Genomic DNA, 24,899 nt, shown 5'->3' on the forward strand with positions numbered 1-24,899 from the left:
GGCCTCATTGTTTGCTTTCTCTCAGGTTAATAACGAATTTATCCTATGTTAGGGGAGCTATGGTGTTTTGGATGGGTTCGCAATGTCAGGTTCTCGTGATTGGGCTGGCGCTTGGTGGTGCGGTTGAGTTGTTCTTGCGGTCAAGCCGGTATTCATCCATTTTTACCCCCGGATTGGCGATTTCAGGGTCGTAACAAGAAAACATGGGCAAGTCCGATCATAGCGTTGCAGCGCCGCCTCCGCCGGGGGCGCGCGAACCGGTAGATGTGCCTGGTTTTCGCGCGCTCGCGGACCGGGATGGCGCAGCGCTTTCAAAGCCTGCCGAATCAGACGATGGCGAAGCAATCCTGACATCCCTTACCGACAAGCAGCGCGCCGTTCTCGATCTCCTGATCGAGCACAAGACGTCGAAGGAGATTTCGCGCATCCTCGGGATCTCGCATCACACCGTCGACCAGCGCATCATGCTGGCGCGTGCCAAGCTGGGTGTTGCGACGCGCGGCGAGGTGGCGCAGGCCTATCGCCGCCTTGCTGCGCATTCTGCCAATGTTGCAGCCATATACGAACGATCCGTATATGACTTTTCCAACGTCGCGCCGCCGGTCGATGTCCTGCACGTTCCGATGCGGGAAGACAGGACGGACGGGGACCAAGGCCCTCAGATCCGCAGGGATGCCCTGACTCAGGTCGCATTCCAAAGCGGTGAGGCATTTGCCGAGCCCTACCATCATGTCCTCCCGGAGATGTTCGACGGGCCTCACGGGACCTATATCCGGCTCGGGACCATTGCGATCCTGGCCATGTTCCTGATCCTGATCGTTATGGGTGGTTTGGCGATGTATGCGCAGTTGTCGCAGATCCTCGCGAGCTGATCCCGACGCGAATCTCTCCATCTTGTTGGCAAACGTGGGCCCAGGGGAGGGCTCCAGCTACGGAGAGTGAGTTATGACCGCTTTTGCTACCCAAGCCATGCCCGAAATGCCGCTTTCAGTGGCGCAGTTGCGGATTGCCCGCGATCTGCATCAGGCCGAAGCCGCGCTGGATGAAGCGCTCGCGCGACAGGCCCAACTGCTTCAGACGATGGTCGGCGCCCGCCGCGACACCGGCGTTGCCCCCTTCCTCGGCCAGGAAGCCCTGATGCGGCTGGTCAAGAGCCAGCAGGCCACGCTTGATGCCGGCGGCGAACTCGCCCGTGTCCACGGCCGCCTCAGCACGATTTCGGCAGAAACCTGCGGCGGCAACGATGCCTGCCCCCCCAGAGCCGAGCTCAAGGAGGATGAACCTTCCTCGGCCGCGGTCTGCGCTGCCTGAATGTTAGGCCGGTCTGCACATTGAAGGTCTTGCACCACAATGATCTGGCTTTGGATTCTTCGCATAGCGCTGATCGCTACGGTGTTGTTCGCGGCCCGCAAGGGAGATGAACCCGAACAACTGGTGGCGACGGTGCTGCTCTCCACATTCGCGCTGGATGTGGGCAATCATATGCTGTTCGGCGATCCGGCCTGGTACACGGTCAATCCGGGACACCTGGTGATCGATACCTGGGCTTTCTTCTCCCTGCTTTGGGTTGCGCTTTATGCCAATCGCGGCTGGCCGATGTGGGTATCTGCCTCACAAGTCCTCGTCGTGCTCGGCCATGTCGCAAAGCTCTGGGATGTGGACATGGTCCGCCGAGCCTACTGGACGATGACGCAAATGCCTTTCCTGTTCCAGCTGATCGTGCTGGCAATCGGCACGGGGGCGCATGTGGAGCGCCAGCGCCGCATTGGCCGCTATCATTCGTGGCGGCTCGTATGAGCGGGCGCATCATTCGCCGCCATGATCGCGGCCGCCGCCGCGCGGTTCTGCGCCGCGCCAGTCCTGCCGCCCTTGCAGAGGCCACGGCCGTGCAGGATCCGCTTGGCGACGCCGACCGTGTTGCCGTGCCGGACGCGACGGCGTCGGTTGCTGCGGCCTTGCACGAATCGTCGGCGCGCATCACCCCCGAAGCGCTGCTTGCCTTTGCGCGGGAAACTTACGCGATCCGGCGCCGGCGCGATCGTCACTTGCCCGGCGATCTGTTCGGCGAGCCGACGTGGGACATCCTGCTCGATCTCTACGTCGCCACGCGGGAAGGCCGGCCGGTGCCCACCACAAGCGCCTGCATCGGAGCCAATGTCCCGCCGACGACCGCGCTGCGCTGGCTTCGCATCCTGGAGGCGCGCGGGCTGGTCGAACGCGAGGACGATGGGCGCGATGGTCGGCGTACATTCGTGCGGCTCTCGGCACGAGGTCTTGCCGCGATGGACAATTGGTTGCAGGTGGCCCTTGCCACGCTCGATCACGCAGTCGGACCGATCCTGCGTCGGTCCATGCCGCTCGCAGAGGCTGCCGAATAGGTCCCGGTTCCCGCCCGCCGGTGGCTTGCTGCTTGACCGGTGGGCGGTTCCGGCCTAATGGCCCGCCGTCCCGAACGGCCTTTGGCCCACCGGTTCAACAGAGCTGAACATTGCCGGTGCGCGGCAAGTGGGGCCTCGAAGGCGGTGTTTTCCGTCATTCGCGGGTCCCTCTTGTGTTTGGTCCGTTATCCCGAATCGGGGGTATGGGCCAGTCCATGCCGTAAGCCGTCAAAGTAACCCGGTGGCGACTTGCCCCGGGTGGAGCGTTTTCGGCTCATGCAGCACCCGGGCGCGAGGCTTCATCGGCCTTGCCCGGCGCTGGATGAGATATTCCGTGAAGCTTCACCTGGTTCCTGCCGCGCCCGCAACCAAGGTGAAGAGTCCTTCATGCCTACGATCAACCAGCTGGTCCGCAAGGGCCGCGAACCGCAGAAGACCAAGTCCAAGGTCCCTGCGATGGAGCAGAATCCGCAGAAGCGCGGCGTCTGCACCCGCGTCTACACGACGACCCCGAAGAAGCCGAACTCGGCGCTGCGCAAGGTGGCCAAGATCCGCCTGACCAACAGCCGCGAAGTGATTTCGTACATCCCGGGCGAAGGCCACAACCTGCAGGAGCACTCGGTCGTGCTTATCCGCGGCGGCCGTGTGCGCGACCTTCCGGGCGTGCGCTACCACGTGCTGCGCGGCGTCCTCGATACCCAGGGTGTCAAGGACCGCAAGCAGTCGCGTTCGAAGTACGGCGCCAAGCGTCCGAAGTAAGTTTCAACTGGGATCGGAACCGCAAGGCAGGCCCGGCTGGGCCCGCTGCGTTTCGAAGGAGTACGCAATATGTCTCGTCGTCGTCGTCCCGAAAAGCGGGAGATCCTGCCGGATCCGAAGTTCAACGATCAGATCCTGTCGAAGTTCATGAACAACCTCATGCTCGATGGTAAGAAGTCGGTCGCCGAAAGCATCGTCTATGGTGCCATGGAAACCATGCAGACCCGCGCCAAGGCCGATCCGCTGCAGCTGTTCCACGATGCGCTCAACAACGTGAAGCCGCAGATCGAAGTTCGCAGCCGCCGCGTCGGTGGTGCGACCTATCAGGTCCCTGTCGAAGTGCGCGTCGAGCGTGCGCAGGCTCTGGCCATCCGCTGGCTGATCACGGCCGCGCGCAACCGCAGCGAAACCACGATGGCTGCCCGCCTCTCGGCCGAGCTGCTCGATGCTGCCAACAACCGCGGCAACGCGGTCAAGAAGCGTGAAGACACCCACCGCATGGCCGACGCCAACCGCGCCTTCAGCCACTATCGTTGGTAATCCGGCGCTGGTAAGGGCACTGCCCAAGAGGGCCGCTGGTTGGTCTCAGGCTGACCAAGCGGCCGTCTTGAAACGGACACGCTAAAGACACTATGGGGCGGGCCGCAACCATTCGGCCCCTCCCGAACCCAAGGAACCTCCCATGGCCCGCAGCCATCCGCTCGAGCGCTATCGCAACTTCGGCATCATGGCGCACATCGACGCCGGCAAGACCACGACGACCGAGCGTATCCTTTACTACACCGGCAAGTCCTACAAGATCGGCGAAGTCCACGACGGCGCCGCGACCATGGACTGGATGGAGCAGGAGCAGGAGCGCGGCATCACGATCACGTCGGCCGCGACGACCTGCTTCTGGAACGACCACCGCCTGAACATCATCGACACCCCCGGCCACGTCGACTTCACCATTGAAGTCGAGCGTTCGCTGCGCGTGCTGGACGGCGCGGTTGCCGCGTTCGATGGCGTTGCGGGCGTCGAGCCGCAGTCGGAAACCGTGTGGCGTCAGGCCGACAAGTACGGCGTGCCGCGCATGTGCTTCATCAACAAGCTTGATCGCACCGGTGCGAACTTCAAGTACTGCGTGCAGACGATCATCGATCGCCTCGGCGCGAAGCCGGCTGTGCTGTATCTGCCGATCGGCGCGGAAAGCGATTTCCGGGGCCTGGTCGACCTCGTCGAGCAGCGTGCGATCATCTGGAAGGACGAAAGCCTCGGCGCCGAGTTCTCCTACGAGGAAATCCCGGCCGACCTCGCGGACGAGGCTGCCGAGTACCGCAACACGCTGATCGAGCTTGCCGTCGAGCAGGACGACGACGCGATGGAAGCCTACCTCGATGGCAACGAGCCCGACGTGGCGACTCTCAAGGCGCTGATCCGCAAGGGTACGCTCAACCAGTCGTTCGTGCCCGTGCTGTGCGGCTCTGCGTTCAAGAACAAGGGTGTGCAGCCCCTGCTCGATGCGGTCGTGGACTACCTGCCTTCGCCGCTCGACATCGAGGACGTGCAGGGCATCAATCCCGACACCGACGAGCCGGACAGCCGCGCGACCTCGGACGATGCTCCGTTCTCGGCGCTCGCGTTCAAGATCATGAACGACCCCTTCGTCGGTTCGCTGACCTTCACCCGCATCTATTCGGGCACGCTGACCAAGGGCAGCTACCTGAACTCGGTGAAGAACAAGAAGGAGAAGGTCGGCCGCATGCTGCTGATGCACTCCAACAACCGCGAAGACATCGATGTGGCCTATGCGGGCGACATCGTGGCGCTGGCAGGTCTGAAGGAGACCACCACCGGCGATACGCTGTGCTCGGAACGGCAGCCGATCATTCTCGAACGGATGGAATTCCCCGAGCCGGTGATCGAGCTTTCGGTGGAGCCCAAGACCAAGGCCGACCAGGAGAAGATGGGCATCGCGCTCAACCGTCTCTCGGCCGAGGATCCCAGCTTCCGCGTCTCGACCGATCACGAATCCGGCCAGACCATCATCAAGGGCATGGGCGAACTTCACCTCGAAATCCTGGTCGACCGCATGAAGCGCGAGTTCAAGGTCGAGGCGAACGTCGGCGCGCCGCAGGTGGCTTACCGTGAATACCTCGGCAAGCCGGTGGACGTGGACTACACCCACAAGAAGCAGTCGGGCGGCACTGGCCAGTTCGGCCGCGTCAAGGTGAAGGTCACGCCGGGCGAGCGTGGTTCGGGCTTCGTCTTCAAGGACGAGATCAAGGGCGGTAACATTCCGAAGGAATATATCCCCGCCATTGAGAAGGGCTTCCGCGAAACTGCCCTGACCGGCTCGTTGATCGGCTTCCCGATCATCGACTTCGAGGTCCTGCTCTACGATGGTGCGTACCACGACGTCGACTCGTCGGCGCTGGCCTTCGAAATCTGTGCCCGCGCTGCGATGCGCGAAGTGGCCCAGAAGTCGGGGATCAAGCTGCTCGAGCCGATCATGAAGGTCGAAGTGATCACGCCGGAGGAATATCTCGGCGATGTGATCGGCGACATCAACTCGCGGCGCGGCCAGATCCAGGGTACCGACAGCCGGGGCAATGCCCAGGCGGTTGTCGCCATGGTCCCGCTCGCGAACATGTTCGGCTACGTGAACCAGCTCCGCTCGTTCACACAGGGTCGTGCGAACTACTCGATGTTCTTCGATCACTATGACGAGGTTCCTGCGAACGTCGCGACCGAGATCAAGGCGAAGATGGCGTAACCCATTTTCCCGGCAATTCGGCCCTCGGGCGGAATCCGGGTGATGGCAGGCTTGCATAAGCAAGCGGATCAATCTAGGGGCGGCGGCTGATTCAGCGGGCGCCGTCTCGAACCCGCAGTATCTGCAATTTTTTAGAGAAGAAGGTTTGAGCAATGGCCAAGGCTAAGTTTGAGCGGACCAAGCCGCACTGCAACATCGGCACCATCGGTCACGTCGACCATGGCAAGACCACCCTGACGGCGGCGATCACCAAGGTGCTCGCTGAAACCGGCGGCGCGACGTTCACCGACTACGCGAACATCGACAAGGCTCCGGAAGAGCGCGAGCGCGGCATCACCATCTCGACTGCGCACGTCGAGTACGAGACCGCCAACCGTCACTACGCGCACGTCGATTGCCCGGGTCACGCCGACTACGTGAAGAACATGATCACCGGTGCCGCCCAGATGGACGGCGCGATCCTGGTCGTGAACTCGGCTGACGGCCCGATGCCGCAGACCCGCGAGCACATCCTGCTCGCCCGTCAGGTCGGCGTCCCCGCGCTGGTCGTGTACATGAACAAGGTCGACCAGGTTGACGACGAGGAAATCCTCGAACTCGTCGAGCTGGAAATGCGCGAACTGCTGAGCTCGTACGGCTTCGAAGGCGATGACATTCCGTTCGTCAAGGGTTCGGCTCTTGCCGCGCTCGAAGGCCGCGACGATGCTATCGGTCGCGATTCGATCAACGCGCTGATGGCTGCCGTTGACTCGTGGATCCCGCAGCCCCCGCGTCCGACCGACAAGCCGTTCCTGATGCCGGTGGAAGACGTGTTCTCGATCTCGGGTCGCGGTACCGTCGTGACCGGCCGTGTCGAGACCGGCATCGTCAAGGTTGGTGAGGAAGTCGAGATCGTCGGCCTCAAGAACACCCAGAAGACTGTCGTCACCGGCGTCGAAATGTTCCGCAAGCTGCTCGATCAGGGTGAAGCCGGCGACAACATCGGCGCGCTGGTTCGCGGCGTGAAGCGTGAAGACGTCGAGCGCGGCCAGGTGCTCTGCAAGCCCGGTTCGGTCACGCCGCACACCGAGTTCACGGCTGAAGTCTACGTGCTGTCGAAGGACGAAGGTGGCCGTCACACGCCGTTCTTCGCCAACTACCGCCCGCAGTTCTACTTCCGCACCACCGACGTGACCGGCGAAGTGATCCTTCCCGAGGGCACCGAGATGGTCATGCCCGGCGACAACCTGTCGCTGTCGGTCAAGCTGATCGCTCCGATCGCGATGGATCCGGGTCTGCGCTTCGCAATTCGCGAAGGTGGCCGTACCGTCGGTTCGGGGGTTGTCAGCACGATCACGAAGTAATATAGGCCGCGCTCCGGCGGGAGATTCGCTCTCCCGCCGGCCGGTTTTTACGGATCAGTGGCCCGCTTTCTCCTCGCTTCAACAGCTGGGGCAGGGTGAGAGGGCGGAGCGGCTGGTCTTTTTGTTTTACCTCTTTCGCATCGGTAAACGGACATGGACGCCCAGAATATCCGCATTCGCCTCAAAGCCTTCGATCACCGCGTGCTCGATCAGGCCACTGGCGAAATCGCTGACACCGCTCGCCGCACCGGCGCGCTGATCCGGGGCCCCATTCCGCTGCCGACGCGCATCGAGAAGTTCTGCGTCAACCGCGGTCCGCACGTCGACAAGAAGTCGCGCGAGCAGTTCGAGGTTCGTACCTACAAGCGGCTGCTCGACATCGTGCAGCCCAACGCCGCCACGGTGGACGCGCTGATGAAGCTCGACCTCGCTGCTGGCGTGAACGTCGAGATCAAGCTCGCGTAAGAATTCGCTTCTGCTTTCGGGCAGAAGTACCAGAGTTTTGGAGGCCTAAGAGCCTCTCGGACAATGGGATACCTCCGGCGCCGGCCTAAGGGCCACAGCCGGGCAAGCGTCCCCCGTTCGCTTCCGCCGCACCGGCGGGGGCACTCAGCCCGGACGGGGCGCGTTTCACATACGGGCTGAACACGCCTCGCGGGGATGGTCCTCGCAAGGCCTCTGTAAGGAGTATGGTCATGCGCACCGGCGTGATCGTTAAAAAACTCGGGATGACCCGAGTGTTCCAGGACGACGGACGGCACGTGCCGGTTACCGTTCTGGCGCTTGAAAATTGCCAGGTGGTCTCGGTTCGCACCGAAGAGCGCGACGGATACGTCGCGGTTCAGCTCGGCGCTGGTCAGGCCAAGCAAAAGAATGTCGCCAAGCCGCAGCGCGAGCATTTCGCCAAGGCTGAAGTCGAACTGAAGATGGAAGTCGCCGAGTTCCGCGTCGCCGATGACGCGCTGCTCGAAGTCGGCTCGACCATCGCCGCCTCGCACTTCGTGCCCGGCCAGTATGTCGACATCACCGGTCACACCCAGGGCAAGGGCTTCGCCGGCGCCATGAAGCGTTGGGGCTTCGGTGGTATGCGTGCGACCCACGGTGTATCGATCTCGCACCGTGCCCACGGTTCGACGGGTAACCGCCAGGATCCGGGCCGCGTGTTCAAGAACAAGAAGATGGCCGGCCACATGGGCGACCGTCAGCGCACCCAGCAGAACCTCGAAGTCGTCCGCACGGATGACGAGCGCGGCCTGATCTTCGTCAAGGGCTCGGTGCCCGGATCGAAGAACGGCTGGCTGCTCATGCGCGACGCGGTGAAAATCGATCGTCACGCCGAGGCTCCCTATCCCGCCGGCATCAAGCAGGCTGCCAACATGAATGACACGGCTGCGGCCGACACGCCGGCGGAGGACACCGCTGCTGTCGAGACCACTGTCGATGGTCAGGAGGGCTAAGTCGTGAAGGTTCAGGTCCTCAATCTCGATGGCACCGCAGCTGGCGAAGCCGAGCTCTCGGATGCCGTGTTCGGGCTCGCTCCGCGCGCCGACATCCTCCACCGCATCGTCACCTGGCAGCTCGAAAAGCGCCGTGGCACTGCCCGCGGAGCGCGTGAGCGTTCGGACGTGGCGCGCACCGGCAAGAAGCTGGGCAACCAGAAGGGTGGCGGCGGGGCACGTCACGGTGATCGTGCAGCTCCGATCTTCATCGGCGGCGGCAAGGCTCACGGTCCGCGTGTCCGTGACTTCAACCCTTCGCTCAACAAGAAGATCCGTGCGCTCGGTCTGAAGATGGCACTCTCGACCAAGGCTCAGTCCGAAGGTCGTGGTCTCGTCGTGGTCGACACGCTCGACACCGACGGCAAGACCGCCACGCTGGCCGCCACGCTCGCCAAGGCGGGCTTCGGCAAGAAGGTGCTGGTGATCGACGGCGAAGCGGTGAACGACAACTTCGCCCGCGCCGCGCGCAACATCATCGGGGTCAACGTGCTCCCGGCGGTCGGCGCGAACGTCTACGACATCCTGAAGCATGATACGCTGGTGCTGACGCGCGCTGCGGTCGAAAAGCTGGAGGCGCGTTTCAATGGCTAAGGAAGGCATCGACACGCGTCACTACGACGTGATCGTGGCTCCCCACATCACCGAGAAGGCGACGCTGCTCAGCGAGCACAACGCCGTTGTGTTCAAGGTTGCCGACAAGGCCACCAAGCCGCAGATCAAGGCGGCCGTGGAAGCCCTGTTCGGCGTCAAGGTGACCAAGGTGAACACCTTGAACCAGGACGGCAAGACCAAGCGCTGGAAGGGCAAGCCCTACAAGCGTTCGGACTTCAAGAAGGCTGTCGTCACGCTGGCTGCTGGCCAGTCGATCGACGTCACCAGCGGGATCTGAGGGCAGAACGATGGCACTCAAGAATTACAACCCGACCAGCCCCGCCCGGCGCGGCCTGATCCTTGTCGACAAGTCGTCGCTGTGGAAGGGCAAGCCGCTCAAGGCGCTGACCGAGGGCAAGAGCAAGACCGGTGGCCGCAACAACAAGGGCCATGTGACCAGCCGCGGTATCGCGGGCGGCCACAAGCAGAGCTACCGGTTCATCGACTTCAAGCGCCGCAAGTGGGACATGCCCGCGACCGTCGAGCGTCTGGAGTACGACCCCAACCGCACCGCGTTCATCGCGCTCGTCAAGTACGAGGACGGCGAACAGACCTACATCATCGCACCGCAGCGTCTCGCCGTGGGTGACACCATTGTCGCTGGCGAAAAGACCGACGTGAAGCCGGGCAACGCGATGCTGCTCAGCCAGATGCCGGTCGGCACGATCATCCACAACGTGGAGATGAAGCCGGGCAAGGGTGGCCAGATCGCCCGTTCGGCAGGCACCTATGTCCAACTCGTCGGTCGTGACCGCGGCATGGTCATCGTCCGCCTGAACTCGGGCGAACAGCGCTACCTGCGCGGCGATTGCATGGGCACGGTTGGCGCGGTTTCGAACCCCGACAACTCGAACCAGAACCTTGCCAAGGCCGGTCGCGGCCGCTGGCTTGGTCGTCGTCCGCTCACTCGCGGTGTTGCAAAGAACCCGGTCGATCACCCGCATGGTGGTGGTGAAGGCCGCACCTCGGGTGGCCGTCATCCGGTCACGCCGTGGGGCAAGCCGACCAAGGGCGCCCGTACCCGTCACAACAAGCAGACGGACAAGATGATCATCCGTTCGCGTCACGCGAAGAAGAAGAGGTAACACCCCATGGCACGTTCCGTCTGGAAGGGACCCTTCGTCGACCTGCACCTCCTGAAGAAGGCCGAAGTGGCCCAGGACGTCGGTTCGCGTGCGGGTCCGATCAAGACCTGGTCGCGGCGTTCGACTATTTTGCCGCAGTTCGTTGGCCTGACGTTCAACGTCTACAACGGGCACAAGTTCATCCCCGTCTCCGTCAACGAGGAGATGGTCGGCCACAAGCTCGGTGAGTTCGCGCCCACGCGCACGTTCCCGGGCCACGCCGCTGACAAGAAGGGCAAGCGCTGATGGGCAAGCCTAAATCCCCGCGCCGCGTTGCTGACAACGAAGCGCTTTCGGTGGGCACGCAGATCCGCGGCTCGGCACAGAAGCTGAACCTCGTGGCTGCTCTGATCCGCGGCAAGCGCGCTGAAGATGCGATGAACATCCTCAGCTTCTCGAAGAAGGCGATGGCGGTTGATGCACGCAAGGTGCTCGCCTCGGCGATCGCCAATGCCGAGAACAACCACAACCTCGATGTCGATGCGCTCGTCGTCGCGGAGGCGTCGGTCGGCAAGTCGATCACGATGAAGCGCTTCCACACCCGTGGTCGCGGCAAGTCCACCCGCATTCTCAAGCCCATCTCGCGTCTGCGGATCGTGGTGCGTGAGGCTGCGGCCAACGGTGAGGAGGCCTGATCATGGGTCACAAGTCGAACCCCATCGGTCTGCGCCTGCAGATCAACCGCACGTGGGACAGCCGCTGGTACGCGGAAGGCCGCAACTACCAGAACCTGCTTCGTGAAGACCTTGCCATGCGCAAGTTCATCATGGAGCACCTGCCGCAGGCTGCCATCTCGAAGGTGGTGATCGAGCGTCCGGCCAAGCTGTGCCGCGTTTCGATCTATGCTGCCCGTCCGGGTGTCATCATCGGCAAGAAGGGCGCGGACATCGAAAAGCTGCGTAGCCAGCTCGCCAAGATGACTGCCAGCGACGTGAAGCTGAACATCGTCGAGATCCGCAAGCCCGAGATCGACTCCAAGCTCGTTGCGCAGGGTATTGCCGACCAGCTCGTTCGCCGCGTGGCCTTCCGCCGTGCGATGAAGCGGGCAGTTCAATCGGCGCTCCGTCTGGGCGCCGAAGGCATCAAGATCACCTGCGGCGGCCGTCTGGGTGGTGCGGAAATCGCTCGCGTCGAGTGGTACCGTGAAGGGCGCGTGCCGCTCCACACGCTGCGCGCGAACATCGATTATGCCGAAGCTGTGGCGCACACCGCCTACGGCGTGATCGGCATCAAGACCTGGATCTTCAAGGGCGAAATCCTTGGTCACGATCCCATGGCGCAGGACCGGCTGATGATGGAGGCTCAAACCTCCGGCGTCCGCCCGGCGCGCTAAGGTAGGTACAGAACCATGTTGCAACCGAAAAAGACCAAGTTCCGCAAGGCCTTCAAGGGCCGGATCAAGGGCGACGCCAAGGGTGGCACCGACCTGAACTTCGGTACCTATGGCCTCAAGGCGCTTGAGCCGGAGCGGGTTACCGCTCGCCAGATCGAAGCCGCGCGCCGTGCGATTACGCGCCACATCAAGCGCCAGGGTCGTCTCTGGATCCGCATCTTCCCGGATGTGCCGGTGTCGAAGAAGCCTGCCGAAGTCCGTCAGGGCAAGGGCAAGGGTTCGATCGAATACTGGGCAGCCCGCGTGAAGCCGGGTCGCATCCTGTTCGAGCTCGACGGCGTTGCCGGTCCGCTCGCGGCCGAGGCCTTCAGCCGCGCTGCGATGAAGCTGCCGATCAAGACCAAGGTCGTTGCCCGGCTCGGCGACACCTCGCACCTCGGAGGCGAATGATGGCCCAGAGCAAAGCAAAGTTTGAAGACATGCGCGTCAAGTCCGACGATCAGCTTCAGGCTGACCTCGCCGAGCTGAAGCGTGAGGCGTTCAACCTGCGTTTCCAGGCGGCAACCAACCAGCTCGAACGGCCGGCCCGCATCCGCGAAGTCCGCCGCGACATCGCCCGCATCAAGACGCTGCAGACCGAGCGCAGCTCGGCCGCCAAGGCGTAAGGAACAGACTATGCCCAAGCGTATCCTGATCGGGACGATCGTCTCCGACAAGACCGACAAGACCGTCGTGGTCAAGGTCGAGCGCAAGGTGAAGCACCCGCTCTACGGGAAGATCATCCGCCGTTCGAAGAAGTACCACGCCCACGACGAGACCAACTCGTTCAAGGCCGGCGAGACCGTGCGCATCGAAGAGACCGCGCCGATTTCGAAGCTGAAGACGTGGAAGGTCGTTGACCGCGTGCAGGCCGGCAAGGCTGCCGCGATCGAAGCCGACGTCTAAGTCGCAAACCATTTTGGAACTGCCGGACTGGTTCCGGCAAGCCAGTGAGAAGGAACCGGATCAATGATCCAGATGCAGTCCAATCTCGAAGTCGCTGACAACAGCGGCGCGAAGCGCGTCCAGTGCATCAAGGTGCTGGGCGGGTCGAAGCGTCGTTTTGCCAGCGTCGGCGACGTGATCGTCGTGTCGATCAAGGAAGCTCAGCCCCGTGCCCGCGTCAAGAAGGGCGACGTGCACCGTGCGGTGATCGTGCGTACCCGTAAGGACGTGCGACGCGCCGATGGGAGCGTGATCCGCTTCGACACCAATGCCGCAGTGCTCGTCGGCAAGAACGAAGAGCCCATCGGCACCCGTATCTTCGGCCCCGTGGTGCGTGAACTGCGCGCGCGCGGCTTCATGAAGATCATCAGCCTTGCGCCGGAGGTGCTGTGATGTCGGCTGCCAAGATCAAAAAGGGTGACGCTGTCGTCGTCCGTTCGGGCAAGGACAAGGGCCGCACCGGCACGGTGCTGCAGGTCATGCCCAAGGACGAGAAGGTTGTCGTGGCCGGCATCAATATTGCTGCGCGCCACCGCAAGCCTACTCAGGAGAACCCGCAGGGCGGTATCGACCGCCGCGAGGCTCCGCTGCACATCTCGAAGGTGGGCCTTGCCGGCAAGGACGGCAAGCCGACCCGCGTGCGCTTCGAAGTGAAGGACGGCAAGAAGGTCCGCGTGGCCGTCAAGACCGGGGAGACGATCGATGGCTGATAAGTACGTGCCGCGCATGAAGGCGAAGTACGAGGCCGAGGTCGCTGCTGCGATGCAGGCCAAGTTCGGTTATGCGAACCACATGGAGATCCCCCGGATCGAGAAGATCACGCTCAACATGGGCGTGGGCGAGGCGAGCCAGGACAAGAAGAAGGTCACCACCGCTGCTGCCGAGATGGAACTCATCGCGGGCCAGAAGCCGGTGATCACCAAGGCGAAGAAGTCGATCGCGCAGTTCAAGCTGCGTGAAGGCATGCCGATTGGCTGCAAGGTTACCCTGCGCCGCGAACGCATGTACGAATTCCTTGACCGTCTGATCACCATCGCAATGCCGCGCATCCGCGACTTCCGGGGCCTCAACCCCAAGTCGTTCGACGGGCGCGGCAACTACGCGATGGGTCTGAAGGAGCAGATCATCTTCCCGGAGATCAGCTACGACCAGATCGAGAAGGTGCGCGGGATGGATATCATCGTCACCACCACCGCCAAGACCGACGAGGAAGCGCGCGAGCTGCTCCGTCTCTTCGGTTTCCCGTTCCCGCGCGAAGCTGCTGAAGAGCAGCAGGCTGCCTGAGGATGTCCCGGCTCGAGCTGCCAAGCAAGGTGTGGTGGCTCGCCAAGGTTTTGAAGAAGAGAGCTTAAGTCCATGGCGAAACTGAGTTCCATCAACAAGAATGAGCGTCGCAAGAAGCTCGTTCAGAAGTACGCGGCGAAGTATGCTGCGCTTAAGGCCGTTGCAGGCGACGAGAAGCTGGACGAGACCGAGCGCCTTATCGCTCGCCTCAAGATGGCCGAGCTGCCGCGCAACGCGAACCCGACTCGCGTGCGCAACCGCTGCAACACCACCGGTCGTCCGCGCGGCTACTACCGCAAGTTCGGCCTCTGCCGCATCGAACTGCGCGATCTCGCCAACAAGGGGATGATCCCCGGCGTGACCAAGTCGAGCTGGTAAGGATCACGAAATGGCATTGACCGATCCCCTGGGTGATATGCTCACCCGCATCCGCAACGGCCAGCAGGCGAAGAAGGACTCGGTCCTTTCGCCCGCTTCCAAGCTGCGTCTCCATGTGCTCGAGGTTCTCCAGCGCGAGGGCTACATCCGCGGTTTCACGGAGGACGCCACCGGCGCTCACCCGCAGCTGCGCATCGAGCTGAAGTATTTCGAAGGCCAGCCTGCGATCAAGCACGTGGCCCGTGTCTCGAAGCCGGGCCGCCGCGTCTACTCGGGTTCCAAGGAACTCCCGGTTGTTCGCAACGGCCTTGGCATCACCATCGTCTCGACGCCGAAGGGCGTGCTTTCGGATGCCGAAGCACGCGCTGCGAACGTTGGCGGCGAAGTGCTGGCGGAGGTGTTCTGATGAGCCGCATCGGCAAGAAGCCGGTGACGATCCCCAGCGGCGTCACCGCGGATATCGCGAACGGCGTGATCACCGTGAAGGGCCCCAAGGGCACTCTCACCCTGAGCATGCGTGAAGAGATCAGCTACACGGTCGATGGAGATGCCATCATCGTGAAGCCGGCAAATGACACCAAGGCCGCACGGGCATTCTGGGGCATGCAGCGCACGCTCGTGGATAACCTGGTGACCGGCGTGACCGAGGGCTACACCAAGACCCTCAACATCACCGGTGTCGGGTACCGCGCGGCTGCTCAGGGTTCCAACCTGAAGCTGCAGCTCGGCTACAGCCACGATGTCGATTTCGCGATCCCCGAGGGTATCGAGATCAAGACCCCTGACAACACCACGGTGCTGATCTCGGGTATCGACAAGCAGAAGGTCGGCCAGGTGGCCGCCGAGATCCGCCGCTGGCGCAAGCCCGAGCCCTACAAGGGCAAGGGTATCAAGTACGCTGGCGAGTTCATCTTCCGCAAGGAAGGGAAGAAGAAGTAATGGCCAAGCTCTCGCTCTTCGATCGCCGCCGCCAGCGCGTCCGTACCGCGCTCAAGGCTCGTTCCGGTGGCCGTCCGCGGCTGTCGGTGCACCGTTCCGGCCGTCATATCTACGCGCAGATCATCGACGACGCCGCGGGCAAGACGCTCGCTGCCGCCTCCAGCCTCGTCAAGGGCCAGAAGTCGGTCGGCGCGACGGTTGATGCCGCCGCGCAGGTTGGCAAGGACATTGCCGAACGCGCCAAGGCTGCCGGCATCACCACTGTCGTGTTTGATCGCGGCGGCTTCCTGTTCCACGGTCGCGTCAAGGCGCTGGCCGACGCTGCCCGCGAAAACGGGCTGGAGTTCTAAGATGGCTGACGAAACCAACCTGGATGGCGTTGTCGCCCCCGAAGCAGCTGCTGCCGAGGCTCCCCGCGAGGGCCGTGGTCCCCGCAATGATCGTGGCCCCGGCCGCGGTCGTGGTGGCAACGACCGTGGCGGTGAACGCGGTGGCCGTGGCCGCCGTGATGATCGTAATGGCCGTGGCGGCCGTGACGATGACGGCGGTGAAGAGCTGATCGAAAAGCTCGTCCACATCAACCGCGTCTCGAAGACCGTCAAGGGCGGTAAGCGCTTCGGTTTCGCTGCGCTCGTCGTGGTCGGCGATGGCAAGGGCCGTGTCGGCTTCGGCCATGGCAAGGCGCGCGAAGTGCCGGAAGCGATTACAAAGGCGACGGCTTCGGCCAAGAAGACCATGGTCCGCATTCCGCTCAAGGAAGGCCGCACCCTTCACCACGACGGCAAGGGCCGTTTCGGTGCTGGCAAGGTCAACCTCCGCTCGGCGCCCGCCGGTACCGGCATCATCGCCGGTGGCCCGATGCGCGCTGTGTTCGAGAGCCTCGGCGTTCACGACGTGGTGACCAAGTCGGTCGGCACTTCGAACCCGTACAACATGATCCGCGCAACCTTCGACGCGCTCACCGATCAGACCAGCCCCAAGTCGGTTGCGCAGCGTCGCGGCAAGAAGATTGCCGACCTGCTCGGTCGTGGCGGTGCGGCTCCGGTTGAGGCCGAGGCCGAAGCCGCGGCCATCGTGGAGTAATCGATATGGCAAAGATCAAGCTGAAGCAGATCGGTTCGCCGATCCGTCGTCCGGATAGCCAGAAGCAGATCCTCATCGGTCTGGGTCTGGGCAAGATGCACCGCGTGGTGGAGTTGGAAGACACCGCTGAAGTCCGTGGTGCGATTGCCAAGCTGCCGCACATGGTCGCCGTGGTCGACTGACCCGGTTCCCGTCCGGCCGGATGGGTCACAAACAGGAAACAAGGCCTCGGTAGTGATACCGGGGCCTTTTTTCGTGCTCGCCGATGCAGATCCATAACCTTACCATAAGTTACTCTATTTGCCTCGAATATGGTTCTTTGGGCCATATCGTTCGTAGTAATCCTGTCACTTTCGCGTGCTCTGAGCGGGTCCATGCGGAGGCGGGCGATCTACTCTCGTTACCAGGCTGGTGGCCCTCGATGGGTGCCGTTCTCCGCGCCGGATCAATCGATCCCCAATCGGAGAAAACGAGATGCGCTTCCACCCCACACTTCTTGCTGCGGCCAGCCCGATCGCGATCGGCGTAACTGCGCTGTTCTCGCCAGCGCTTGCGCAATCGACTGGTTCGGTCGATTTCGACAATGCGATCGTGGTCACCGGTTCGCGCGGGACTCAGCAGGTCGCTGGCGTTGCCTCGCCCGATACGCCCAAGGCCAAGGCCGTTCTGACGCAGGAAACCATCCAGCGCCAGAACCCCGGGCAAACCATTCTTGATACGATCAACCTGATCCCCGGCGTCAGCTTCCAGAACAACGACGCTTATGGTTCTGCCGGCGGCACGCTGAGCATCCGCGGCTTCGATTCAAGCCGCATCAGCCTGACTTTCGACGGCGTACCGCTCAACGATTCGGGCAACTACGCGATCTATTCGAACCAGCAGCTCGATCCGGAGATCATTTCGGAGGTCAACGTCAACCTCGGCACGACCGACGTGGACAGCCCTACCGCATCGGCCGTCGGCGGTACGGTCAACTACCGCAGCAAGAACCCCGATCGCCAGGCCGGCCTGCTTTTTTCCGGATCGGTCGGTGAGTACAATTTCCGCCGTGGCTTTGCCAAGATCGAGACTGGTGACCTCACTTCGAGCGGCACTCGCGCGTGGTTTTCCGCCAGCTCCGCCAAGAACGACAATCCGTTCAACAACTACGGCAAGGTCAACAAGCAGCAGTACAACGCCAAGCTCTATCAGCCGCTTGCCGGGGACGATTTCATCGCGATCGCCGCGCACTACAACCAGAACCGCAACAACTTCTTCGGCTCGCTGCCGCTGCGTAACGATGCCAACCGCACTGTTGGTTCGGGCTCGGGCAATCGCTTCCCGAGCAATTCCGACGAGCGCGGCTATGCGGTCAATTATCCTTGCACGGTTGCCCTCGGCGTGACGGGCAAGGCGGACGCTACCAACACGTGCGGCACTGAATTCGATCGCCGCTATAACCCCTCCAACACCGGCAATGTGCGCATTTCCTCGCGCTTCACGCTGGCTGATCACCTCGTCCTCACGGTCGATCCGAGCTACCAGTGGGTCAAGGCCAATGGCGGCGGCACCGTGACTGGCCTTGAAAACACCCGCACCATTGCCGGAACGAGCTACACCGGCTTCCTTGGCGGGCGGTACTACTTCGGCAAGGATCTCAACGGCGATGGCGATGCGCTGGATTCGGTGACGCTCCTCGCGCCCAGCCACACCCAGACCGGGCGCATCGGCCTGATTGCCAGCCTCAGGTGGGATATCGATCCGACCAACACGGTGCGCATCGCCTACACCTATGACCGCGCGCGCCACCGTCAGACCGGCGAGGTGGGCACCCTGCAGTTCGACGGTGAGCCGACGGACGTCTTCCCCATCAACAAGCCGCTGACGGCAGCCAACGGCGTGGTCGTCGAAAAGCGCGACCGCCTCTCCTTCGCCATCCTCCAGCAGGTCGCGGGCGAGTACCGCGGCGAGTTCTTCGGCGGCAATCTCGTGGTCAACGCCGGGGTGCGGGCGCCCTTCTTCAAGCGCAACCTGACGAACTACTGCTTCGCCACCTCGGCCAGCGGCAACGTCGATTGTTTTGGGCAGGATGCCACACTCAATGCGGCCTATGCCGCTGCCAATCCCTATTCCTTCAACAGCACCACGAACAAGATCACCGGTTTCGCGCCGCCGCAGCAGCGCGTGTTCAACTTCAACCGGGTTCTGCCCAACGTGGGCTTCGTCTACCGGCTTGGCAGCGGCGTGAGCCTTTTTGCCAACTACTCGAAGGGCCTCTCGGTTCCCGGCACGGATAGCCTCTACAACGCCTTCGTGTTTCCGCTCGGCACCGAACAGGCGCAGCCGCGGCCCGAGACGACCGACAACTTCGATGCCGGCGTGCGCTATCGCACCGGCAAGGTTCAGGGCGAAATCTCGGGCTTCTACAACAAGTTCAAGGACCGTCTCGCCAGCGCCTACGATCCCGAACTCGATACCACCGTCTACCGCAACCTCGGCAACGTGAAGAAGTACGGCTTCGACGGGTATGTGTCGTACCAGCCGGTCCCGGCGATCAGCCTCTATGCCTTCGCCAGCGCGATCAAGTCCGAGATCCAGAACGATGTGCAGGTCAATGCGACCACGTTTGCGGCGACTGCAGGCAAGCGCGAATCCGGCATCCCGACTTACTCGTATGGCGGCGCGATCCGCGGCTCTGTCGGGCCGTTCGATCTTGGCGTGACGGCGAAGCGCACCGGCCCGCGCTATTACAACGACGAGAACCTTCCCGTGGTTTCGGGTGGGAACGAAGTCTATCCGGCGCAGATCCCGGCCTATACCTTCGTCAATCTCGATGCGCGCTTCAACCTCAAGGGCATCGGCCGCGGGAGCTACCTGCAGCTCAACGTCTACAACTTGTTTGACGCGTTCTCGGTCGGCGGCGTGGGCGGCACATTGCTCCACACCGCAACCTACTTCGCGCAGATCGGCGCTCCGCGCACGATCAGCGGGACGCTTGTCGTCGGCTTCTGATCGGGGGCAGGGGAGGGCTGCGACCTCCCATCGGAACCGGCCCGGACGGGAGCGATTTGCTCAGTTCGGGTCGGTCACCCGGTAGCGCAAGGTTGCCTCGCCTTCGGCCGGCACGGTCACCGTCCAGGTCGGTCGGCCGAACTTGCGCGTGAGCGGCGTGGAGGGGCGTTCCAGCTTCTGCCCGTCACCGAGGCGTACATTTCCCTCGAATGTTACCGACCAGGGATTGGCATTGCTCACCTTGGCCTCATAGTCGGTCCAATTCTTGCTGGAGCCGGTTTCGGTCACGGCGACATGGACTTGTGGAGAGGTGCCGAGCGTTACCTCGACATCCTCGTCCACGGCATAGTCGCGCATGCCGCCCTGGCCGACGAGCAGCAGATCGCCGCCATGCGGCTCGAACACCGCGACCGGTCCGCCCGGCAGCGCCACGCCCAGCCCGTCTTCCTTGCGGTTGCGGGTGCGCAGCTTGATCACGGCATTGCCATCCATAGAGGGCCAGAGATCGGCGGTGTGCCAGGTCTTGAACTTCACGGCCTTGAGCTCGTGCATAGCCACCTGCTTCTGCGCATTGGCGGCCACCGTGGTCGGGATCGGCACGCGGTAGAGCTTGAGATCGCCTAGCCCTTCCTCGGTCACCTTGATTGGCGCGGCCTGCATGGTGTTCGCCCGTCGCTGCGCCGTCACGACAATGTCGGCCGCCTCCATCATCATGACCGGTGCCGGTGCTGGCGGTGGCGGTGGTGGCGCCACCATTGGCGCCGGCACTTGCGGGCGCAGGTAGCAATGCAGTACCAACTCGCTGTCCTGCTCCTGCTGGTCTTCGCGCGCATCTTCGCGGTCCAGCTTGCCGCCGACAACCGCCGTGCCGGCATCGACAAAGCTGGTGGGATCGCTGCTGGCCAGCGTCACCCACGCCATCACGTCCGCCTTGCCGGTTGCCGGGTTCAGCCGCACCACGTAGTTCGTCTGCCAGTCAAAGCCCCATGCAAGGTATGAGAGCGTGATCGTCGCACGCTGCGCCGCCGTGCTTTCGGTGCGCACCGAAAGTGTCGGCTTGGCGGAGAGCCCCTCGGGCATCTCGGTATAGACGAGCGCATCGGAGATCCCGCGCCCGCAATCGGCGATCTCGAAGCCCTCCTTCGTCTGCACGATCGCTGCGCCATCTGGCGCGGAGCGGATCACCGCGCGCTCCTCGGTCAGCGTGCCCTTGCCGTCCTTGCCGCGCTGGCGGCGCAGGATCACCGGACGGCCATGGGCGCGGGCATAGAGATTGCGCGCCGAAAGCAGATCGGCATCGAGGTTCTTTTCCCGCACGCCCGAAGGCAGGCCTGCCACCAGCGCGGATTCGGACAGGATGCCGCCGGCCACGCCTTCGAAGCGAATCGTCGCCGCGCCCGCGGGGATCTCCACGGTGCGGGTCTCGGTGATCAGCGCATAGCCTTCGAGCCAGTTCAGATTCATCGCGGTATCGGCATCACGGTCGGGCGCACGGTAGATCGTGACGCCCACCGCATCCGGCCCGGCAGAGAGCACGGTCGGTTCGCCCGCCACCGCCGCTGCGGGCGCAGCAAGATACAGCGCCAGGGCTGCAAGAGGATACGCGCGCCGCACCGCCGCCGCGCTCAATACCGCGTGTCGAACTGGACGGTGAGGGTGGTCTCGCCATTGGCCGGCACATCAAGCGTCCATGTCCGCTCGTCGAGCGTGCGCTGCGTGCCCTTGACGCTTTCCGAGGGGACCCGCGTGTCGCTCCACCAGTTATCGAGCCCCGCCTGCACCAGTTCTACCTTCACCGGCGCGGGCCGTGCGTTGGTCACCTTGTAGGTCATCGTCGTGCGCCAGTAGACTTTCTGCCGCTCCACCGTCACGTCATCGGTCTTGCCGTTCACGGTGATCCGCCAGCGTCCGGTCTTCTCCCATTCGTCCGATGTGATCGTCTCGCGCTTCTGCACCGTGGGCTGCACTTTCACGTCGAACGCCTCACCGGTCCGCAGCGAAAGCGTCGATCCCATCGGCGTATGGTCGATCGATTTCTCGCCGATGAACTGGGGCGCTCCGCGCGCGTCGCGCATATAGACGCGCACTGTTCCCGCCGGCAGCGCATCGCCCACGCCGCTTTCCTTGGCAGTCGAAAGCTTGAGCACAGTCGCGAAGCTTTGCGCCTCGTCCGATGCGCCCAGCCAGCCGTTGCGAAAATAGTACCCCTTGCTCGCAGGCGCCCCCGCCACGTCGAGGAAACTTACCTGCTTCTGCTGGGCATTGGCCACAGTGGTGCGCGCGGAGATGGGATAGACATAGAAGTCGCCCAGCCGCTCGCGGTTGGCGCTCTGCGTGCCAGGCACGAAGTCGACCTGCCGCTGGATGGGCCGCCGCCCGCCGCCGTACTGGTTGTTGTCTTGCCCCGGGCTTCCCGCCACCAGCAGCACGCGGGCACTGGGGAAGCTGGTGCCGGTGTTGTTCGTCAGCGTGATCCAGCCCTGCAGGTCCATCTTGCCCGCCGCCTCGTCGAACAGCGCGACATAGTCGGCCTTCCAGCCGAAGCCGGAGGAGAGATAGCTCAGCGTGACGGGGCGCGGACCGGCATTGGCGGCATTGAGCGTGATCGATAGCGTCGGCCGCGCGCGCAAGCTGGGCGGCAGACCGGAAAACAGGATCCGCGCGCCGTAGCTTTCGAGCACTTCGATGCGGTCCCCGATCCGCACGATCGTCCCGCCGTTGTTGGCCAGCACCGTCGCCTGCTCGCGCGTTTCCGCGCCCGTGGCCGGATTGGTGCGCACCAGCGTCACCGTTTGCCCCACCGCCTTGTCGAGCAGTTTATCGGGCGAGAGCAGGTCATAATCGAAGTTCTGCTCGACAATGCCGGCATCCCCGCTGTTCAGCGTCACCGTCTCGGGCCGGATCATGGCCGAGACATCGGGAAATTCCTGCCGGCTCGTCCCCCTCGTCAGGGTTATCTGCCGCTTGTCCTGCACCAGCGCGAGATCGTTGTTGTAGATGGTGAGCGAGACGTCACCCTGGCTTGAACCAAGGGGCGCCGAGCCGGACGGCGCGACGCTTTGCGCGGCGAGGGGGAAGGGCAGTGTAGCTGCAAGGCTCAGCACCATGAGGCGGACATGCTTGCTCTTGGCCATCGGGTTCCTCTCGCGCGTGTTTTCTTTTCCTGCGTAACAGGTCTATCCGAGGCGCCGATCCTTGGAAAGCAGCCGATTGTCCCGATACGGGCGTGACATTCCTGCCCGCTTCGCCTAAGGGCCCACCTCCCATCAGCGCGACTCAAAGCGAAAGCGAGTGCTACGACATGACCAAGCTTAACGAACTCTCCGACAATTATGGCGCCCGCAAGAGCCGCATGCGCGTGGGCCGCGGCATCGGCTCCGGCAAGGGCAAGACCGCTGGGCGCGGCCAGAAGGGTGCCAAGGCGCGCTCGGGCGTCTCGGTCAACGGGTTCGAAGGCGGCCAGATGCCGCTCCACATGCGCATCCCGAAGCGCGGCTTCAACAACATCTTCGCCAAGGACTTTGCCGAAGTGAACCTCGGCATGATCCAGAAGGCGATCGACGCCGGCAAGCTCAGCGCCGATGGCGTGATCGACCACGCCGCGCTCAAGGCCGCCGGCCTCGCGCGTGGCGGCAAGGATGGCGTGCGCCTCCTCGCCAAGGGTGAACTCACCACCAAGGCCAGCTTCCACGTCGAAGGCGTCAGCAAGGGCGCCCGCGCTGCGGTTGAAGCGCTCGGCGGCGCGGTGACCCTGCCCGAGGCAGCACCCAGCGAGCACGAGAAGAAGACGGTTCGCCGCGAAGCCAACAAGGTGGCGAAGGCCGCCAAGTAAGGCATGCAGCGCATGCGGGGGCCGGGGAAACCTGGCCCCCGTTTGCGTTTCGGCCCTCCCGCGCCGATAAATCGCTGAACGGGGGTTCGACATTGCCGAACCCTCCCTATATGGGCTAGCCACATAGGCACTGCGGCATCGCTTGCAGTCAGCCCAGCAGCAAGGCTTGAAACCCGAACATGGCATCCCGCGCCGACAACATCGCCAGCACGCTAAACCTGGCCAATTTCTCGAAGGCGACCGAACTCAAGTCGCGCATCTGGTTCACTGTGGGCGCGCTCGTCGTGTTCCGCTTCATGAGCTTCGTGCCGCTGCCCGGCGTCAACCCGATGATCCTGGAAGAGCTTTACAAGCGCACACAGGGCGGTGTTCTCGATATCTTCAACGCCTTCTCGGGCGGTTCGCTGCAGCGCATGAGCCTCATCGCGCTCGGCGTGATGCCCTACATCACCGCCTCGATCGTGGTGCAGCTCGCGTCTTCGCTCCATCCCGCGCTTGCCGCGCTCAAGAAGGAAGGCGAAAGCGGGCGCAAGAAGCTCAACCAGTACACCCGGTACGGCGCAGTATTCCTCACCGCGATCCAGGGCTGGTTCCTCGCCGTCGGGCTTGAGGCATTCAGCGCCTCGAGCGGCCTGCAGGCGGTGGTCGATCCCGGCTACCTGTTCCGCGTTGGTGCGGTTATCAGCCTCATCGGCGGCACCATGTTCCTGCTCTGGCTGGGCGAGCAGATCACCAGCCGCGGCATCGGCAACGGCACCTCGCTGATCATCATGGCCGGCATCGTTGCGCAGATGCCCACGTTCTTCGGCAACTTGTTCGAGCAGGGCCGCACCGGCGCGACGAGCCCGATCTTCATCGCCGGCATCGTCCTGTTGCTCGTTGGCGTCGTGATCTTCATCTGCTTCTTCGAGCGCGCCTCGCGCCGCCTGCTGATCCAGTATCCCAAGCGCGTCACCCAGCGCGGGATGATGGCAGCAGACCGCAGCCACCTGCCGCTGAAGCTCAACACCGCAGGCGTGATCCCGCCGATCTTTGCCAGCTCGCTGCTGCTGCTGCCGCTCACGATCACGCAGTTCGCCGGCCGCTCGGTCTCGCCCGATAGCACCATGGGCCAGGTCATCGTCGGGCTGAACCAGTACCTCGGCCACGGCAAGCCCGTTTACATGATCCTCTATGCGCTCGGGATCCTGTTCTTCAGCTTCTTCTACACCGCGATCGTGTTCAATCCGGAAGAGACGGCGGACAACCTCAAGCGCAATGGCGGGTTCATTCCCGGCATCCGTCCCGGCAAGAACACCGAGAAGTATCTCGATTACGTGCTGACCCGGATCACCGTGCTGGGCGCGGCCTATATCACCACGGTCTGCGTGGTGCCCGAGGCGATCATGGCGGAAACCGGCATGGGTTCGCTGTTCTTCGGCGGCACCAGCTTGCTCATCGTGGTCAACGTGACCGTGGATACGATCACCCAGATCCAGTCGCATCTGCTGGCGCACCAGTATGGCGACCTCATCAAGAAGGCCAAGCTTAAGGGGCGCACGCGCTGAACGACGGTCCGCACCTCTG

At 63.3% G+C, this 24,899-nt stretch carries 33 protein-coding genes; 31 read left to right on the forward strand and 2 right to left on the reverse strand.

What is annotated here, in order from left to right:
* Nucleotides 1-203 precede the first annotated feature (203 nt).
* From ACODS2_RS05160 to ACODS2_RS05300, 29 genes are all read left to right on the forward strand, one after another.
* Nucleotides 204-872, forward strand: coding sequence for a helix-turn-helix domain-containing protein (locus ACODS2_RS05160; RefSeq protein WP_488997844.1), 669 nt, complete (start codon nt 204-206; stop codon nt 870-872).
* 73 nt (nt 873-945) lie between these two features.
* Entirely contained in the window at nt 946-1,311 is a 366-nt protein-coding gene (locus ACODS2_RS05165) for a hypothetical protein (protein ID WP_488997845.1), read from the forward strand.
* 39 nt (nt 1,312-1,350) lie between these two features.
* Nucleotides 1,351-1,797, forward strand: a complete 447-nt coding sequence (locus ACODS2_RS05170) for a hypothetical protein (protein ID WP_488997846.1) — start codon at nt 1,351-1,353, stop codon at nt 1,795-1,797.
* Nucleotides 1,794-2,378, forward strand: coding sequence for a winged helix DNA-binding protein (locus ACODS2_RS05175; protein ID WP_298171919.1), 585 nt, complete (start codon nt 1,794-1,796; stop codon nt 2,376-2,378). Before ACODS2_RS05170 ends, ACODS2_RS05175 begins: the two co-directional genes overlap by 4 nt.
* 387 nt (nt 2,379-2,765) lie before the next feature.
* Complete coding sequence (rpsL, locus tag ACODS2_RS05180; protein WP_054121067.1) at nt 2,766-3,137, forward strand: 30S ribosomal protein S12; 372 nt, start codon at nt 2,766-2,768, stop codon at nt 3,135-3,137.
* 69 nt (nt 3,138-3,206) lie between these two features.
* Nucleotides 3,207-3,677 carry a 30S ribosomal protein S7 gene (rpsG, locus tag ACODS2_RS05185; RefSeq protein WP_292929480.1) on the forward strand — a complete coding sequence of 157 codons (471 nt, stop codon included), beginning with the start codon at nt 3,207-3,209 and terminating at the stop codon, nt 3,675-3,677.
* A 142-nt stretch (nt 3,678-3,819) separates the two neighbouring features.
* Nucleotides 3,820-5,892, forward strand: coding sequence for an elongation factor G (fusA, locus tag ACODS2_RS05190; protein WP_421839145.1), 2,073 nt, complete (start codon nt 3,820-3,822; stop codon nt 5,890-5,892).
* 152 nt (nt 5,893-6,044) lie between these two features.
* Nucleotides 6,045-7,235 (forward strand): elongation factor Tu, encoded by a 1,191-nt coding sequence (tuf, locus tag ACODS2_RS05195; protein WP_421839144.1) that lies wholly within the window; start codon nt 6,045-6,047, stop codon nt 7,233-7,235.
* A 153-nt stretch (nt 7,236-7,388) separates the two neighbouring features.
* Nucleotides 7,389-7,700 carry a 30S ribosomal protein S10 gene (rpsJ, locus tag ACODS2_RS05200; RefSeq protein WP_028639306.1) on the forward strand — a complete coding sequence of 104 codons (312 nt, stop codon included), beginning with the start codon at nt 7,389-7,391 and terminating at the stop codon, nt 7,698-7,700.
* 230 nt (nt 7,701-7,930) lie between these two features.
* Nucleotides 7,931-8,692 (forward strand): 50S ribosomal protein L3, encoded by a 762-nt coding sequence (gene rplC, locus ACODS2_RS05205; RefSeq protein WP_421839143.1) that lies wholly within the window; start codon nt 7,931-7,933, stop codon nt 8,690-8,692.
* Nucleotides 8,693-8,695: 3 nt separating this feature from the next.
* Nucleotides 8,696-9,325: a 50S ribosomal protein L4 gene (gene rplD, locus ACODS2_RS05210; RefSeq protein ID WP_488997847.1), complete on the forward strand. Its 630-nt coding sequence runs from the start codon at nt 8,696-8,698 to the stop codon at nt 9,323-9,325.
* Nucleotides 9,318-9,623, forward strand: coding sequence for a 50S ribosomal protein L23 (locus ACODS2_RS05215; protein ID WP_336896647.1), 306 nt, complete (start codon nt 9,318-9,320; stop codon nt 9,621-9,623). Before rplD ends, ACODS2_RS05215 begins: the two co-directional genes overlap by 8 nt.
* Before the next feature lie 10 nt (nt 9,624-9,633).
* On the forward strand, nt 9,634-10,470 hold the full coding sequence (rplB, locus tag ACODS2_RS05220) for a 50S ribosomal protein L2 (RefSeq protein ID WP_421839141.1): 837 nt from the start codon (nt 9,634-9,636) through the stop codon (nt 10,468-10,470).
* Nucleotides 10,471-10,476: 6 nt separating this feature from the next.
* Nucleotides 10,477-10,755, forward strand: coding sequence for a 30S ribosomal protein S19 (gene rpsS, locus ACODS2_RS05225; protein ID WP_067913284.1), 279 nt, complete (start codon nt 10,477-10,479; stop codon nt 10,753-10,755).
* Nucleotides 10,755-11,144, forward strand: coding sequence for a 50S ribosomal protein L22 (gene rplV, locus ACODS2_RS05230; protein ID WP_421839140.1), 390 nt, complete (start codon nt 10,755-10,757; stop codon nt 11,142-11,144). The genes rpsS and rplV overlap by 1 nt, the downstream gene beginning before the upstream one ends.
* A gap of 2 nt (nt 11,145-11,146) precedes the next feature.
* Entirely contained in the window at nt 11,147-11,842 is a 696-nt protein-coding gene (gene rpsC, locus ACODS2_RS05235) for a 30S ribosomal protein S3 (RefSeq protein ID WP_067913290.1), read from the forward strand.
* Nucleotides 11,843-11,857: 15 nt separating this feature from the next.
* Nucleotides 11,858-12,292 (forward strand): 50S ribosomal protein L16, encoded by a 435-nt coding sequence (gene rplP / locus ACODS2_RS05240; RefSeq protein ID WP_421839139.1) that lies wholly within the window; start codon nt 11,858-11,860, stop codon nt 12,290-12,292.
* Between the two features lie 29 nt (nt 12,293-12,321).
* The gene (gene rpmC, locus ACODS2_RS05245) at nt 12,322-12,507 is read left to right on the forward strand and encodes a 50S ribosomal protein L29 (RefSeq protein ID WP_488997848.1); all 186 of its coding nucleotides are present in this window, start codon (nt 12,322-12,324) and stop codon (nt 12,505-12,507) included.
* Nucleotides 12,508-12,517: 10 nt separating this feature from the next.
* The gene (rpsQ, locus tag ACODS2_RS05250) at nt 12,518-12,787 is read left to right on the forward strand and encodes a 30S ribosomal protein S17 (protein ID WP_072379290.1); all 270 of its coding nucleotides are present in this window, start codon (nt 12,518-12,520) and stop codon (nt 12,785-12,787) included.
* Nucleotides 12,788-12,850: 63 nt separating this feature from the next.
* On the forward strand, nt 12,851-13,219 hold the full coding sequence (rplN, locus tag ACODS2_RS05255) for a 50S ribosomal protein L14 (RefSeq protein WP_054121079.1): 369 nt from the start codon (nt 12,851-12,853) through the stop codon (nt 13,217-13,219).
* Nucleotides 13,219-13,536 carry a 50S ribosomal protein L24 gene (gene rplX, locus ACODS2_RS05260; protein ID WP_488997849.1) on the forward strand — a complete coding sequence of 106 codons (318 nt, stop codon included), beginning with the start codon at nt 13,219-13,221 and terminating at the stop codon, nt 13,534-13,536. The genes rplN and rplX overlap by 1 nt, the downstream gene beginning before the upstream one ends.
* On the forward strand, nt 13,529-14,110 hold the full coding sequence (gene rplE / locus ACODS2_RS05265) for a 50S ribosomal protein L5 (protein ID WP_421839136.1): 582 nt from the start codon (nt 13,529-13,531) through the stop codon (nt 14,108-14,110). Before rplX ends, rplE begins: the two co-directional genes overlap by 8 nt.
* Nucleotides 14,111-14,182: 72 nt before the next feature.
* Nucleotides 14,183-14,488, forward strand: coding sequence for a 30S ribosomal protein S14 (gene rpsN / locus ACODS2_RS05270; protein ID WP_421848414.1), 306 nt, complete (start codon nt 14,183-14,185; stop codon nt 14,486-14,488).
* Between the two features lie 10 nt (nt 14,489-14,498).
* The gene (gene rpsH, locus ACODS2_RS05275) at nt 14,499-14,894 is read left to right on the forward strand and encodes a 30S ribosomal protein S8 (protein WP_067913314.1); all 396 of its coding nucleotides are present in this window, start codon (nt 14,499-14,501) and stop codon (nt 14,892-14,894) included.
* Nucleotides 14,894-15,427: a 50S ribosomal protein L6 gene (rplF, locus tag ACODS2_RS05280; protein WP_488997850.1), complete on the forward strand. Its 534-nt coding sequence runs from the start codon at nt 14,894-14,896 to the stop codon at nt 15,425-15,427. The genes rpsH and rplF overlap by 1 nt, the downstream gene beginning before the upstream one ends.
* The gene (gene rplR / locus ACODS2_RS05285) at nt 15,427-15,777 is read left to right on the forward strand and encodes a 50S ribosomal protein L18 (RefSeq protein WP_488997851.1); all 351 of its coding nucleotides are present in this window, start codon (nt 15,427-15,429) and stop codon (nt 15,775-15,777) included. The genes rplF and rplR overlap by 1 nt, the downstream gene beginning before the upstream one ends.
* A gap of 1 nt (nt 15,778) precedes the next feature.
* On the forward strand, nt 15,779-16,510 hold the full coding sequence (gene rpsE / locus ACODS2_RS05290; RefSeq protein ID WP_298164279.1) for a 30S ribosomal protein S5: 732 nt from the start codon (nt 15,779-15,781) through the stop codon (nt 16,508-16,510).
* Nucleotides 16,511-16,515: 5 nt separating this feature from the next.
* Nucleotides 16,516-16,692: a 50S ribosomal protein L30 gene (gene rpmD / locus ACODS2_RS05295; RefSeq protein ID WP_488997852.1), complete on the forward strand. Its 177-nt coding sequence runs from the start codon at nt 16,516-16,518 to the stop codon at nt 16,690-16,692.
* A 292-nt stretch (nt 16,693-16,984) separates the two neighbouring features.
* Nucleotides 16,985-19,501 (forward strand): TonB-dependent receptor, encoded by a 2,517-nt coding sequence (locus ACODS2_RS05300; RefSeq protein WP_488997853.1) that lies wholly within the window; start codon nt 16,985-16,987, stop codon nt 19,499-19,501.
* Nucleotides 19,502-19,561: 60 nt separating this feature from the next.
* On the opposite strand, the gene ACODS2_RS05305 is transcribed toward ACODS2_RS05300, so the two are convergent.
* Nucleotides 19,562-21,055, reverse strand: coding sequence for a DUF4139 domain-containing protein (locus ACODS2_RS05305; protein ID WP_488997854.1), 1,494 nt, complete (start codon nt 21,053-21,055; stop codon nt 19,562-19,564).
* A 71-nt stretch (nt 21,056-21,126) separates the two neighbouring features.
* Nucleotides 21,127-22,635, reverse strand: a complete 1,509-nt coding sequence (locus ACODS2_RS05310) for a DUF4139 domain-containing protein (RefSeq protein ID WP_488997855.1) — start codon at nt 22,633-22,635, stop codon at nt 21,127-21,129.
* Nucleotides 22,636-22,802: 167 nt separating this feature from the next.
* Here ACODS2_RS05310 and rplO point away from each other — a divergent pair, with 167 nt between their 5' ends.
* Together rplO and secY are read left to right on the forward strand one after the other, a co-directional pair.
* On the forward strand, nt 22,803-23,333 hold the full coding sequence (rplO, locus tag ACODS2_RS05315; protein ID WP_421839128.1) for a 50S ribosomal protein L15: 531 nt from the start codon (nt 22,803-22,805) through the stop codon (nt 23,331-23,333).
* Between the two features lie 179 nt (nt 23,334-23,512).
* Nucleotides 23,513-24,880 (forward strand): preprotein translocase subunit SecY, encoded by a 1,368-nt coding sequence (secY, locus tag ACODS2_RS05320; protein WP_421839127.1) that lies wholly within the window; start codon nt 23,513-23,515, stop codon nt 24,878-24,880.
* Nucleotides 24,881-24,899 lie beyond the last annotated feature (19 nt).

Source organism: Novosphingobium sp. FG137, from assembly GCF_057809735.1.